Raw genomic sequence first — 12911 nt, forward strand, 5'->3', positions numbered from 1 at the left:
GCCCTCAGGCGAGCGGCAGTTCCAGCACCTGCCCGGTGCTCATGACGGGGCCGAAAGCGTCCGAGATGGCGGCCAGCGCGGCGCGGTGCAGCGTGGCATGCGGCAGCACGCCGCCGGGCCCGTCCAGGTCGCGCGTGGCGCAGGCGTCGTCCGGCACGATCACGGCGTAGCCCAGCGGCACCGCGTCGCGCGCGGCGCCGGTCACGCACATATGGGTCATCAGGCCGGACACGATCAGCGTCTTGACGCCGGCCGCCTTCAGGCGCTGGTCCAGGTCCGTGCCCTGGAAGGCGCTCACTTGCGACTTTTTCACCACCGCATGGTGCGGCGCGGGCTGCAGCTCGCTGTGGAACTGCACCGTGTCGCCATCCTCCGCGAAGATAGGGCTGCCGGCCGGCGTGACGTGCTGGATGTGAAATACCGGCATGCCCGCGCGGTCCGCGTGCGCCACCAGGCGCTGCGTGTTGCGCAGGGCCGCCAGGCCGTCCGGGATCGGCATCCTGCCGCTGAAATACTCGTTCTGAAAATCGATCACCAGCAGCGCGGTGCTGCCAGCTTCGATGGTTTGCGGGGCGCTGGCGCCGGCCAGGGTGCGGATGGTGGGATGGTTCATTTGATCTCCTGGTGGGTTGTTCACTGTGCAGCAAGTGAGGCCAGTATCGCGCCGCCGCGGCTGCCGCGAAAGTGTCCCGCAGGACAACATGTGATAGGATCGGGCCATGCCGAATTCCATCATTGGCCACACCGTCGCCATCGTTGCCTTCGAAGGCATCAGCCCCTTTCACCTGTCCGTGCCCTGCATGGTGTTCGGCGACGACCTGGCCCGGCTGGGCGGGCCGCGCTACGAGCTGCTGGTCTGCGGCGAGCAGGCCGGCCTGATCCCCACCATGTCCGGCTTCAGCATCGACGTGCCGCACGGCCTGTCCGCGCTGGAGCGGGCCGACACCGTCATCGTGCCCGCCTGGCGCGACCCCGACGAACGCCCCTCCGAAGCCCTGCTGCAGGCCTTGCGTGATGCGCACGGACGAGGCGCGCGCGTGGTGGGCCTGTGCCTGGGGGCTTTCGTGCTGGCTGAAGCCGGCCTGCTGGATGGGCGCGAAGCGTCCACCCACTGGGTCTGGAGCGCGGACTTCGCGCGCAAATACCCCAAGGTCAAGCTGGACCAGAAAGTGCTGTACGTGGACGATGGCGACATCCTCACCTCGGCCGGCACGGCCGCCGCCATCGACTGCTGCCTGCACCTGCTGCGCTGCGACCACGGCGCCGACGTGGCCAACCGCGTGGCGCGCCGCATGGTGGTGGCGCCGCACCGCGACGGCGGCCAGGCGCAGTACATCGAACAGCCGCTGCCCAAGGCCGACAGCGGCGACCAGCTGGGCGCCGTGCTGGCCTGGGCGCTGGCCCACCTGGACCAGCCGCTGTGCCTGGACCTGCTGGCCGAGCGCGCTGCCATGAGCCGGCGCAACTTCACGCGCCGCTTCAGGGCCAAGACCGGCGCCACCGTCACCCAGTGGCTGCTGAACCACCGCCTGGCGGCTGCCCAGCGCCTGCTGGAAACCGGCGACCAGGCCATCGACCGCATCGCCGAAATCGCCGGCTTCGGTTCCACCGTCTCGCTGCGCCAGCAATTCACGGCCGCGTTCTCGTTGTCGCCGGCGGCCTACCGCAAACAGTTCAGGCCAAAATGAACAAGCCCCCGCGCTGGATACAGCGCGGGGGCTTGCGACCGGTTGCCTTGTGGGCGAGGGTAAAACTAGGTAGTACTTAGAACTGGTTCATGGTGTTGTCTTTACCGGCGGCTTTCAGGGCCGCTTCGCCGCTGAAGTAATCCTTGTGGTCGTCGCCGATGTCCGAGCCGGACATGTTCTGGTGCTTGACGCAGGCGATGCCCTGGCGGATTTCCTTGCGCTGCACGCCGGCCACGTAGCCCAGCATGCCTTGCTCGCCGAAGTATTCCTTGGCCAGGTTGTCGGTCGACAGCGCGGCGGTATGGTAGGTCGGCAGCGTGATCAGGTGGTGGAAGATGCCCGCTTCGCGGGCCGCGTCGGCCTGGAAGGTGCGGATCTTCTCGTCGGCGGCGATGGCCAGCTCGGTGCTGTCGTACTCCACGCTCATCAGCTTGCTGCGCTCGTAGGCCGACACGTCCTTGCCTGCTTCCTGCATCGCGTCGTACACCTGCTGGCGGAAGTTCAGCGTCCAGTTGAACGACGGGCTGTTGTTGTACACCAGCTTGGCGTTCGGGATGACCTTGCGGATTTCGCTGACCATGCCGCCGATCTGGGCGATATGCGGTTTTTCGGTTTCAATCCACAGCAGGTCGGCGCCGTTCTGCAGCGAGGTGATGCAGTCCAGCACGCAGCGCGCTTCGCCGGTACCGGGACGGAACTGGAACAGGTTGCTCGGCAGGCGCTTCGGACGCAGCAGCTTGCCGTCGCGCTTGATGATCACGTCGCCGTTGCCCAGCGCGTCGGCCGACACTTCGTCGCAATCGAGGAAGGAATTGTACTGGTCGCCCAGGTCGCCCGGCTTGGCGGTCACGGCGATCTGCTTGGTCAGGCCGGCGCCCAGCGAGTCGGTGCGGGCCACGATGATGCCGTCGTCCACGCCCAGTTCCAGGAAGGCGTAGCGGATGGCGCGGATCTTGGCCAGGAAGTCCTCGTGCGGCACGGTGACCTTGCCGTCCTGGTGGCCGCACTGCTTCTCGTCCGACACCTGGTTCTCGATCTGGATGCAGCAGGCGCCCGCTTCGATGAATTGCTTGGCCAGCAGGTAGGTCGCTTCGGCATTGCCGAAACCGGCGTCGATGTCGGCGATGATAGGCACCACGTGGGTCACGTGGTTGTCGATCTGGGCCTGGATGGCGGCCTTGGCCGCGCCTTCGGCCGCGTCCAGCTGGCGGAACAGGCCGCCCAGCTCGCGCGCATCGGCCTGGCGCAGGAAGGTGTACAGCTCTTTGATCAGCGCCGAGACGGCGGTTTTTTCATGCATCGACTGGTCCGGCAGCGGGCCGAACTCGGAGCGCAGCGCGGCCACCATCCAGCCCGACAGGTAGAGGTAGCGGCGGTCGGTGCTGTTGAAGTGCTTCTTAATGGAGATCATTTTTTGCTGGCCGATGAAACCGTGCCAGCAGCCCAGCGATTGCGTGTACTTGGACGGATCGGCGTCATAGGCGGCCATGTCGGCGCGCATGATCTTGGCGGTGTACTTGGCGATGTCCAGGCCGGTTTTGAACTTGTTCTGGGCGCGCATGCGGGCGGCCGATTCCGGATTGATCGCGTTCCAGGCGCTGCCTTGCTGTTCTTTCAGGGCGCCGATGGCGTTGATGTCGTCTTGGTACTGGGACATGTGAATCTCCTAGGTAGTAATGCAAGAAAGTGATGCAAGAAAGTGAAACCGCATGCATTAATAGTAGGCCTTTTTATTGCGGCGCAACAGGGTCTTATATAAGACATATAAGTAAAATTTATTCCTTATATTTCAATGATATAGATTTTAGATTTTGCAATGTGGAATAAATTTTCAAAAAATGGAATGGATTGCGCTGCCGGATTTTGTGCGTTATCCCATCATGTGAAATGATTTTTCGGCCTTTGGATCAGATGCCGGATTTTTTCGCTTATCATGGCCGCCATGATGCACCCTCTCATTATCAATTTGGCACCGACCGGTATGGTGCCCACCCGTTCCGACTCTCCCCATGTTCCCCTTTCCGTGGCCGAGATCGCCAGCGACGTGGCGCGCTGCGCTGCGCTGGGCGTGGCCATGGTGCATTTGCACGCGCGCGACGCCGCCGGCGTGCCGAGCGCGGACCCGGATACGGTCGCGGCGTTGATACGCGCGGTGCGCGCCAATGCGCCGGATATCGTCATCACCGCCACCACCAGCGGCCGCAATGAGCCGGAGGTGGAGCGCCGCGCCGCCGCCTTGTACCTGGAAGGCGATGCCAAGCCCGACATGGCCAGCCTGACCTTGGGTTCAATGAACTTTGTGCGCGATCCCAGCATGAATTCCCCGGCCACCGTGATGCGGCTGGCCGAGATCATGCTCGAGCGCGGCATCAAGCCGGAGCTGGAGGTGTTCGACCTGGGCATGGTCAATGTGGCGCGCATGCTGATCGACAAGGGGCTGCTGAAGGCGCCGTACTACTTCAACATCCTGCTGGGAAATCCGGCCACGGCGCAGGTCTCCTTGCTGCACTTGGGCATGCTGGTGAACGATCTGCCTGCAGGCTCGGTATGGGCGGTGGCCGGCATCGGCCGCTTCCAGGATCAGGCCACGGCGCTGGGCAGCGTGATGGGCGACGGCGTGCGCACTGGGCTGGAGGACAATCTGTGGCTGGATCAGTCACGCACGGTCAAGGCCACCAATCTGCAGCTGGTGGAGCGGGTTGCGGCGCTGGCGCGCGCGCAGGGCCGGCCGCTGGCCACGCCGGCCGAGGTGAGGGCGCGCCTGGGCCTGTCGCCAAACAAACAATAAAAAATAATGAAAAAGGGGTAGTGATGGGACTGGTGATTTTTGGCGGCAGCAATATCGTATCGGACCTGTTCGATTGCGCGCTGGCGCAGGGGATGCAGATAGACCAAGTGGTGACGCATCTGCCCGAGCCGGACGACGACCGCAGCCTGCCGCTGGCGCAGCGGCTGGAGCAACTGGCGGCGCTCGGCATGCGGCCCGGGCTGGTGGCGCTGGACGATTTCGTGCCGCAGCCCGGCCAGCAATACCTGCTGGGACCGACCACGCCGGCGCGCGCCGAGCTGGCGCGGCTGGTGCAGCAGCGCCACGGCCTGGAGTTCTGCACGCTGGTCCATCCCACCTCATACGTGTCGCCGCTCAGCAGGCTCTCGCCGGGGGTGTTTGTCGGCGCCAACAGCGTGATCGGGCCTGGCGCGCGCCTGGCGCCCCATGTCTTCATCAACCGCGGCGTCACCATCGGCCATGACACCAGCGTGGGCGCGTACAGCCGGGTGCAGCCGGGCGCCAACGTGGGCGGGCTGACGCGTATCGGCGAGGGCGTAACCGTGGGCATCGGCGCCACCGTGATCGAGCGCCTGGTGATCGGTGACGGCGCCTTCATCGGCGCCGGTGCCGTGGTCACCGGCGATGTCGAGCCGCGCGTGCTCATGGTCGGCATTCCGGCCAAATTCAAGAAGTCGCTGGCGGCTCCGCAATAGCGCTGCGCAGCCGGTAGCGCTGGCGCGCCAGTTCGCAGGCGCCCAGCAGGCTGGCGTCCGACTGCTCCAGGTCTAGCGCGCTGTCGAAGCGGGCTCGCTGGCGGGCGCCGGCGGCGCGCCGCAAGCCGGGGTCTGCCATCCAGGCCTGCAATTGCGCGAAATAGGCGTCCATGCTGTCCAGCGCGTATTCGCCCAGCTTGTCGCCGCCGTCGCTGCCTGCCAGGCTGAGAACAGGAACCCCCTGCGACATGGCTTCGGCCACCGAGATGCCGCCGCCCATCATGGGCGGGTTGAGATACAGATCGCTGGCGGCCAGCATCCCGGTGGCCTGGGTGGCGTAGGGCAGGCAGGTCAGCCTTGCCGGCACTTGCGCGGCCAATGCGGCCAGCGCGGGCGGAATTTTGGCAATGCCGCCCAGCAGCAGCCAATGCAGGCGCGGATGTTCCTCCATCGCCCGGCACATGCGTTGCGCCCACTCGCCGCCGATCTTGATATCCAGATGGCTGCCAAGGCTGATGGCCAGCACCGCGTCGTCCGGTACGCCCATGGCGCTGCGCGCCAGCGGCCCGGCGCAGGGTTTTCGGCGCGCGCGGAAAGGGTGGTGCCAGGCCTGGCTCACAGGCAAGCCCGCTTGCCATGGCGAGTCCTGCCGCCCGTGCATCTCCGCCAGCGCCGTCAGCCACACGTCGGTGGGCGCCATCGGCGGCACCGAGTTGGTCGCCAGGCCCAGCACGGGGTAGCGCCGGTACAGCGCATTCACCAGTCCTGAATGCAGGCCGACCAGCATGACAAGGTCGGGCGCGGCCGCCTCGATGAGGGGCAGCATGTCGCGCCAGCGGCGCCGGATGCTGGCGTGCGGCGCGCTGAAGTACAGCTTGGCGCCTGCGCCCGCTTGCCATTCGCTCAGGTCGGCCGCCTCGTCCTGCGTGGCCGCTTGGCGGCCCAGCAAGTGCTTGAATTCCGGGCCGCTACATTCCTGGCAGGAGACCAGCGTCACCTCGATGCCGTTGCGCAGCAGTACTTCCGCTTGATCCAGCAGCATGCGCGTAGGTGGATGGCGCGGCGTGGTCAGGACGGGCGCGATCAAGACTGCGCGCCGCAACGTCCCGATTGTGGGCGGAGTGTGCGGGGTGTGCGTAGAGGGCGGCGCGGCACTGTCGTCCGCGTTCAGCAGCATGGCCAGGGCGGGTACGCCCATGGTGTGCAGGTTGCTGATGAAAGTGGGACGGTCGTCCGCGTACAGCAGGGCGCGCTTCCAGTTGCTGTCGAACAGTGCCGCCAGGCGGTCCTGGTCGCGCGGCGCCAGTGTGCCGGCAATGGCGGCGGCGCGCCCCGCGTGGCGCAAGTTGCCCGTGGCGGTATCCAGGTACAGCGCGCGGTAATAACCGGGCAGGCCTTGGTCCGGAACGCCGGCAGCGATGGCCGCTATGACCTGCGCCAGCACGCCGTCGTCCTGGATGTCGTACGTTAGCTTGTTGAGGTTCAGCCAGCAGTGGCTGCCGGCCGGATTGGCCAGCGTGCGGTCAACGGCGTCGCTCAATAGCAGCAGGTGATTGGAATCGAAAGTGGAGTCGGAAGGCACGCGCAGATTATGGCACAAGCGCGGCCATCCGCACTACCGCCGCCATCGCCGGCTAGCCCCGCATCACGCTTTGCCGCTCGTCACACGCCCCACATGATGTACTCGTTCTCCTTGCTGGCCGAGCGCAGCATTTCCAGCAGCGGATAGGAGCGGGCTGAAAAGCTCACTCTTTGCAGCAGCGCGTGCTCCGTGCTTTCGCCTTGCTCCTGCTCGGGCGTATGCACGTCATGCTCGACGTCCTCGTCCGGGTGCTGCTTGGTGTAGGCCACTTCCTGCTCCAGCAGCGCCAGCGCTTCGGCTGCTTCGGCCGCCGTGATCACGCCGCGCTGGGGGCTCTTGTGCAGCAGCCGCAGAATGCGCTCGGCGTGTTCCTGGTACATCAATACTTCCGGGGAGGATTTGGATTTGAATGAAATTAACATACGAACTCTTCCTGGGTCATGTCATACAGGATGACGTTTTCAATGCACTACCTTGGCCCAGGCAGCAGCTGGTATTTGTGCTGCCTGTTGAGTAGACATTAGACCCGTTCGGCTAAATTCCCAAATGAAATCCGAGCGTTTAAGCAGGCTTTAAGGCCCCGCCTTCCCGTCCTGCTGGGCGATCAGTTTGGCGATTGGCGAATCCGCTTTGACCGGCTCGATCAGCAGCACCTGCTGGCGGTTGATCAGCATGCGGTCCGGCGCGTGCGCTTCGCCGCCGCGCTTGATCAGCACATTGGCCACCGCCCTTGTGTCGGGATTCTGCCGGGTCTGGATATAGAACACGTCGCGCAGCGCGACATACTCCTGCCCGCCCTGGTCCAGGCGGCCGTAAAACAGCTGGCCATTCATCAAGGCCACCGCCTGGTAGGCCGTGCCGGTTTCGGGAGGCTGGTCCCGGCGCACCGATTGCCAGGCGATGCAGCATAGCGCCGCCGCAATAACCAGCATGGCCAGCGCCGTGACGCGTTCGGTAATTTTCTGCATGAAGTCAGCTCCGGGGACGGGAAAACGCGACAGTGTAGCAGCGCCGCCCGGGGCCCGGCGCGGATTGACTTCCGCACAACAGTGTTGTCTCCATGTCACTTAGTTGTCATAAAGATAGTCTATGGTGGTGGGCAAAAACGCCACCGGAGATCCCCCATGTTGAAGCCTATGCCCCGCGCCTTCCCCTTGCGCGCCTGCCTGCTCGCCGCCGCACTGCCATTCGCAGTGCAGCCCGCCCTGGCCACCACGTTCACCATCACCACCAACAGCACCACCGCGCAAACGCTGGGTTCGGGCAGCGGCCAGAGCGGCACGGTCATGGCCGGCAAGTCGCTGACGGTGGGCGGTTCAACGGTGGCGGTGGCCATCACGGGCAGCAACGCCACCCTCAACAATGAAGGCACCATCGCGCAGACCGGCACCGGCCGCGCGGTGCGCGACAACACCGGCGTGAGCGGGTTGACCATCAACAACGGCAGCGCCGGCAACTCGGGCGCGGTGATGCGCACGGCGGACGCAGACGTGATCCAGATGAACGTGCCGTCGGCCAGCGTCACGCTGAACAACTACGGCTCCATGATCTCGCAGAACGCTTCGGCCGGCGGCGCGCAGGCGGTGGACTTTTCCGTGGTGACCGGTGTGAACGTCGTGAACAACCATGCGGGCGGCGTGCTGCGCGCCAGCGAGGCCGACGCGGTGCGGCCCGGCGCGAACGGCGTGGTGAACAACGCGGGGCAGATCCGCTCCGCCACCGCCAGCGGCAGCAGCAGCGACGGCGTCGATGGCCAAAGCAACAGCGGCATCCAGGTGAACAACGGCGCCACCGGCGTGATCGACGGCGCCCGCCACGGCATCACCGCAGGCCAGGCCAGCAGCGCCTCGGCCTTCACCATGAACGTCACCAACAGCCTCGGTGGCCTGATCCAGGGCAGCAACGGCGCCGGCCTGAATCTGGACGGCTTCGGCGCCGGCCAGCTGGTCACGGTGCTCAACCACGGCACCATTGTCGGCACCGGCGTGACCGGCGACGGCGACGGCGTGGACGTGGACGGCATGGTCAACATCACCAACACCGGCATCATCCGTTCGGCCAACGCCTTCAACCTGCCCGCCGCCGGCACCGCGTACAGCGAGGGCATTTCGGCCGGCGGCGGCAGCATCGTCAATGCCGGCACCATCGAAGGCCTGGTTGCGCCCGGCAACGCCAATGCGGTGGGGCGCGGTATCACGCTGGCCGGCAACGACATTGCCAGCGGCCCGCTGGCCGGCACCCGCGAGGGCCTGTATGGCAATGCCGTCATCACCAACCAGGCGGGCGGCCTGATCCGCGGCGGAAGCGACTCCGCCATCGTGGCGCAAAGCGCGGCCAGCGGCTACACCGTCACCATCAACAACCACGCCGGCGCCACCATCGCCGGCGGCGGCCTGCTGAACGCCGCCATCCGCACCGGCGCGGACAAGACCGTCATCGTCAATGCCGGCGCCATCAACGGCGGCACCAGCGGCAAGGCCATCGAAATGGGCAGCGCCAGCAACACGCTGATCATCAGTGGCGGCAGCGCCTCCGTGATCGGCAGCATCAACGGCGGCAGCGGCGCCAACAACAAGATGACGATGGACGCCGGCGCCGGCAACCGCTTCGCCTACGACGGAGCGATCTCCAATTTCAGCAGCGTGGAAATCCAGAGCGGCGACGTGACGTTGTCGGGCCAGAGCAGCTACACCGGCAGCACCGTGCTTGGCGGCGGCAGCCTGACGCTGGCCGGCGCCAACCGCCTCTCCGCGCAAAGCGCGCTGGTGTTGCGCGGCGGCCAACTGATACTGCAGGACGCCGGCGCGGAAGGGCAGACTTTCGCCAGCCTGTTCCTGGAGGACAGCTCCATCATCGACCTGGGCTCGTCCTCGCTGACCTTCAACGACCTGGGCAACTTCGCCGCCGGCGAATTCCTGCGTTTCCAGCGCGCATCGGGCGGGGCAGGCGCGCCGGGCTACGCCTTGCGCTTCCTGGGTGACCTGTCCGGCAACAGCAGTTTCCTGGAGTTGATGCGCATGACCACCATCGACAACCTGGCGGCGGTGTTCGCGTTCGACGGCACCTACACCAGGGTCATGCAGCTGCAGGCGCAAGTGCCGGAACCGGCCAGCCTGGCGCTGCTGCTGACCGGTCTGGCCGTGCTGGGCTTGCAGCGCCGCCGCCGCCGCGCCGGCCGGGCCTGATTCAGGCGCTTGCTCAAGCTTGTAAATCCCGGTTCGCCAACTATGCTTTCTCTTTAACCAGGAGAACGTCATGAGCCAGCCGGATTTTGCTGCAATAAAAGTACGCCAGCAGGGAACGTGGGCCAGCGGCGATTTCGCCGTCATCGGCGTGACGCTGCAGATAGTGGGCGAGTCGTTGGCGGAGGCCGCCGACATCCGCGCCGGTCAACAGGTGATCGACATCGCGGCGGGCAACGGCAACGCCACGCTGGCCGCCGCGCACCGTTTTGCCAAAGTCACCTCCACCGACTACGTGCCGGCGCTGCTTGAAAAAGGCCGCGCCCGCGCCGCCGCCGAAGGGCTGGCGGTGGACTTCCGGGAAGCGGACGCCGAGGCCTTGCCGTTCGACGACGCCAGCTTCGACGCGGCGCTGTCGACCTTCGGCATCATGTTCACGCCCAACCACGCGCAGTCGTCCAGCGAGATGATGCGCGTGCTGCGGCCCGGCGGCCGCATCGGCATGGCGAACTGGACGCCGGACGGATTCATCGGCCAGCTGTTCAAGACCATAGGACAGCACGTGCCGCCGCCGGCCGGCCTGAAATCGCCCGCCATGTGGGGTACCGAAGGCTATCTGAACGAACTGTTTGGCGCGCAGGCGGGCAGCATCGAGGCGCAGCGCAAAGTGTTCAACTTCCGCTACGCCTCCGCGGCGCACTGGCTGCAAGTGTTCCGCGATTTCTACGGCCCCGTGCACAAGGCCTTCGGCGCGCTCGACGAGGCCGGCGCGCAGGCGCTCGAACGCGACCTGACCGCTTTGCTCGAGCGCTCCAACACGGCCGGCGCCGGCTCGCTGATCGTGCCGGCCGAGTACCTGGAGGTGGTGATCGTCAAGCGGTGACCGTCAAGCGGTGATTGCCAAGCGCAGCGCCTGGCCATGTAGCCGCGCTCAATGCGCGCGCGGTGCCGTGGCGCCGGGCGTGGCGGGCTGCGCAGGCATGGGCAGGTGTTCCGGCGGCATGCCGTCCTTGAACAGCTGGCGCAGCTGCGCGCGCAGTTCCGGCGTATCGGTATGGCCGTGCACCGAGACCGCATGCTCCGCAGCAACTTGCAATAGCTCTTCCTCGCTGTCGGCCGATATCGCAACCGAGCAATGCGTATCGCTCGGGAACTCACGGCAGTCGATGAATTTGCGCGTCATGATCAACTCCTTCACTGAAAGGGCGGACGCGGTGTCCGCTCGTTTCAGTATAGCCATGCGCCGCAGGTGATCCAGCGCTAGTAGCTCAGCGTGACCAGCGACACCGCCTGGCGCGGCAGCTGCATCTTGACGGTGGCCTTGCCCTGCGGTGTTCTCAGCGTTTCCGCCGGGCCCAGCTGCGCCAGTTCGCTGGCCTTCTGCAGTTCGGCCACTTGCGCCGCAGTCGGATTGGCCGGCGAGCCCATGCGCTTCCACGCGCTGTAGGAATTGCTGTTGTCGTTGTCGATGCGGTAGTGGCGCAGCTGCACCTGGCCGGCGGGTATGCCGGCGATACGCAGTTCCACCGGCGAGCCGGCGTCGATCACGTCGTCGTCATGGTAGTTCCAGACCAAGACGGCGATGCTGCGCTGGTCCCTGCTGGCCAGCGCGTTGATGTCGGTGCGCGCGCCGCGCACGCCGCCGGCCATGATGGCGGCCGCGTCGTAAGCCTGGTCGCCGCCCACCGCCACCCGCTCGCCGCGCATCATGCCGAACATGCGGAACACGTTCAGCACCGGCTTGTTCACGCCGTTGGTGGCCAGGTCGCGGAAGCCGGCGAACCAGGGCTGGTCTTCAAACTCGAACGACCAGTTGACCGCGCCGATCAGGTTGACGCCGCGCCGCGCGGCCAGGTCGAATTCGCGCGCAACCGACGCCGCCGTATAGCTCGAATACAGGGTGCCGTTGCGGTAGGCGTTTTCCGGGTTGGTCTGCATGCCGCAGGCGGCGCAGCCTTCCGGATCGGACTCGCCGATGATGACCGGCAGGCCCTTCAGTTCCGGATACTTCTCCACCAGCGCGAAGCCCGAGTCCAGGCGCTTGAAGTGGATGCCCATGCCCATCTGCACCACGCCGTTGACCACCTTGGGCGAGCCCTTGGCGTGGAAGGCCACGAAGTCCAGCGGCGAACCGGTTTTGCCGGTCTTGAAGTTTTTGCCGTGCAGCACGTGCTGCAGGAAATCGTCCATGAAGCGCCCGGTGCCCGCCGTGTGCGGGCCGCCCATGCGCGCCGTCGGCAGCGCGCGCTTGACGGCGTCGGCCGCGTAGTCGTACATCTTGAAGTACTCCAGCTTGGTGTCCTGCGCGATCAGGTAGTCGCCGTCCGGCTCGTTCCACACTTCCCAGTACCAGCTTTCCACTTCCCGTTGCCCGTAGCGCTCCACGCAATGCCGCACCCACTGGTAGATCAGCTCGGCCCACTTGTCGTAATCCTTCGGCGGCGTGGCCCAGCCGGTCATGATCTCCTTGTAGGGCGTGCCCGGCTTCCAGCGGTGCTGGTAAGGCTGCGGGCGCTGCGACAGCGCTTCGGGCATGAAGCCGATCTGCGCCAGCGGCTTCATCCCGCGTTCGATATAGGTGTCGAAGATCTGGTCGACGATGGTCCAGTTGTAGACGGGCTTGCCGTCCTTGTCCTCGCTGTACATGCCGGTCGAGCCCCATTTGAGCGCGTAGCTGCCGTCGCCCGAGGTCATCAGGTTGTGCGCGCGCACGTACACCGGCACCGGGCTCAGGGCGGCAATATCGCTGAGCAGCTTCTTGCCGTTGGGCGCGGTGGTGTAATTGGGCTCGTCGTAGCCGAACCAGGCCCAGATCGGGCTCATCGGCCCCTTGGCCTGGGCCGCATCGACGGTCAGCAGGACCGGCGCCGCTGCCGGGATAGGGGAGGCAGCCAGGCACAGCGGCGCGCTGGCCAGCAGGCTCAGGGCGGCAAGAAGTCTCTTCATTATTGTTCTCTTGGAAAGGGCGGTGGCTCG

At 66.0% G+C, this 12911-nt stretch carries 12 protein-coding genes; 5 read left to right on the forward strand and 7 right to left on the reverse strand.

The window, feature by feature from the left end; translation table 11 throughout:
- Positions 1–4 precede the first annotated feature (4 nt).
- Positions 5–613: a cysteine hydrolase family protein gene (locus AC56DV_RS17735; RefSeq protein WP_496315556.1), complete on the reverse strand. Its 609-nt coding sequence runs from the start codon at positions 611–613 to the stop codon at positions 5–7.
- Between the two features lie 106 nt (positions 614–719).
- Between AC56DV_RS17735 and AC56DV_RS17740 the strand changes: the two genes are divergently transcribed.
- Positions 720–1688: a GlxA family transcriptional regulator gene (locus tag AC56DV_RS17740; protein WP_496315557.1), complete on the forward strand. Its 969-nt coding sequence runs from the start codon at positions 720–722 to the stop codon at positions 1686–1688.
- A 76-nt stretch (positions 1689–1764) separates the two neighbouring features.
- Here AC56DV_RS17740 and AC56DV_RS17745 read toward each other — a convergent pair whose 3' ends face one another.
- Positions 1765–3345, reverse strand: a complete 1581-nt coding sequence (locus AC56DV_RS17745; protein WP_496315558.1) for an isocitrate lyase — start codon at positions 3343–3345, stop codon at positions 1765–1767.
- A 288-nt stretch (positions 3346–3633) separates the two neighbouring features.
- Between AC56DV_RS17745 and AC56DV_RS17750 the strand changes: the two genes are divergently transcribed.
- Positions 3634–4476: a beta-keto acid cleavage family enzyme gene (locus AC56DV_RS17750; RefSeq protein ID WP_496315646.1), complete on the forward strand. Its 843-nt coding sequence runs from the start codon at positions 3634–3636 to the stop codon at positions 4474–4476.
- 23 nt (positions 4477–4499) lie between these two features.
- Positions 4500–5171, forward strand: a complete 672-nt coding sequence (locus tag AC56DV_RS17755) for an acetyltransferase (RefSeq protein WP_496315559.1) — start codon at positions 4500–4502, stop codon at positions 5169–5171.
- Here AC56DV_RS17755 and AC56DV_RS17760 read toward each other — a convergent pair.
- The 3 genes from AC56DV_RS17760 to AC56DV_RS17770 form a co-directional block, all read right to left on the reverse strand.
- Positions 5143–6771, reverse strand: coding sequence for a glycosyltransferase family protein (locus tag AC56DV_RS17760; RefSeq protein ID WP_496315560.1), 1629 nt, complete (start codon positions 6769–6771; stop codon positions 5143–5145). The two genes, AC56DV_RS17755 and AC56DV_RS17760, sit on opposite strands and share 29 nt — an antisense overlap.
- Positions 6772–6833: 62 nt before the next feature.
- Positions 6834–7175 (reverse strand): DUF1840 domain-containing protein, encoded by a 342-nt coding sequence (locus AC56DV_RS17765; protein WP_496315561.1) that lies wholly within the window; start codon positions 7173–7175, stop codon positions 6834–6836.
- Between the two features lie 150 nt (positions 7176–7325).
- On the reverse strand, positions 7326–7721 hold the full coding sequence (locus tag AC56DV_RS17770; protein ID WP_496315562.1) for a hypothetical protein: 396 nt from the start codon (positions 7719–7721) through the stop codon (positions 7326–7328).
- Positions 7722–7877: 156 nt separating this feature from the next.
- On the opposite strand from AC56DV_RS17770, the gene AC56DV_RS17775 reads away from it, so the two are divergent.
- Both AC56DV_RS17775 and AC56DV_RS17780 read left to right on the forward strand, forming a co-directional pair.
- The gene (locus tag AC56DV_RS17775) at positions 7878–9938 is read left to right on the forward strand and encodes a beta strand repeat-containing protein (protein WP_496315563.1); all 2061 of its coding nucleotides are present in this window, start codon (positions 7878–7880) and stop codon (positions 9936–9938) included.
- A gap of 70 nt (positions 9939–10008) precedes the next feature.
- Positions 10009–10818 (forward strand): class I SAM-dependent methyltransferase, encoded by an 810-nt coding sequence (locus AC56DV_RS17780; RefSeq protein WP_496315564.1) that lies wholly within the window; start codon positions 10009–10011, stop codon positions 10816–10818.
- 48 nt (positions 10819–10866) lie between these two features.
- Here the strand turns inward: AC56DV_RS17780 and AC56DV_RS17785 are convergent, their stop codons facing one another.
- Both AC56DV_RS17785 and AC56DV_RS17790 read right to left on the reverse strand, forming a co-directional pair.
- Positions 10867–11118: a DUF1059 domain-containing protein gene (locus AC56DV_RS17785; protein WP_496315565.1), complete on the reverse strand. Its 252-nt coding sequence runs from the start codon at positions 11116–11118 to the stop codon at positions 10867–10869.
- A 77-nt stretch (positions 11119–11195) separates the two neighbouring features.
- Positions 11196–12881 carry a GH39 family glycosyl hydrolase gene (locus tag AC56DV_RS17790; RefSeq protein WP_496315566.1) on the reverse strand — a complete coding sequence of 562 codons (1686 nt, stop codon included), beginning with the start codon at positions 12879–12881 and terminating at the stop codon, positions 11196–11198.
- Between the last annotated feature and the right edge of the window lie 30 nt (positions 12882–12911).

Source organism: Massilia sp. BGA-UO-ETr-WB1 (assembly GCF_059567845.1).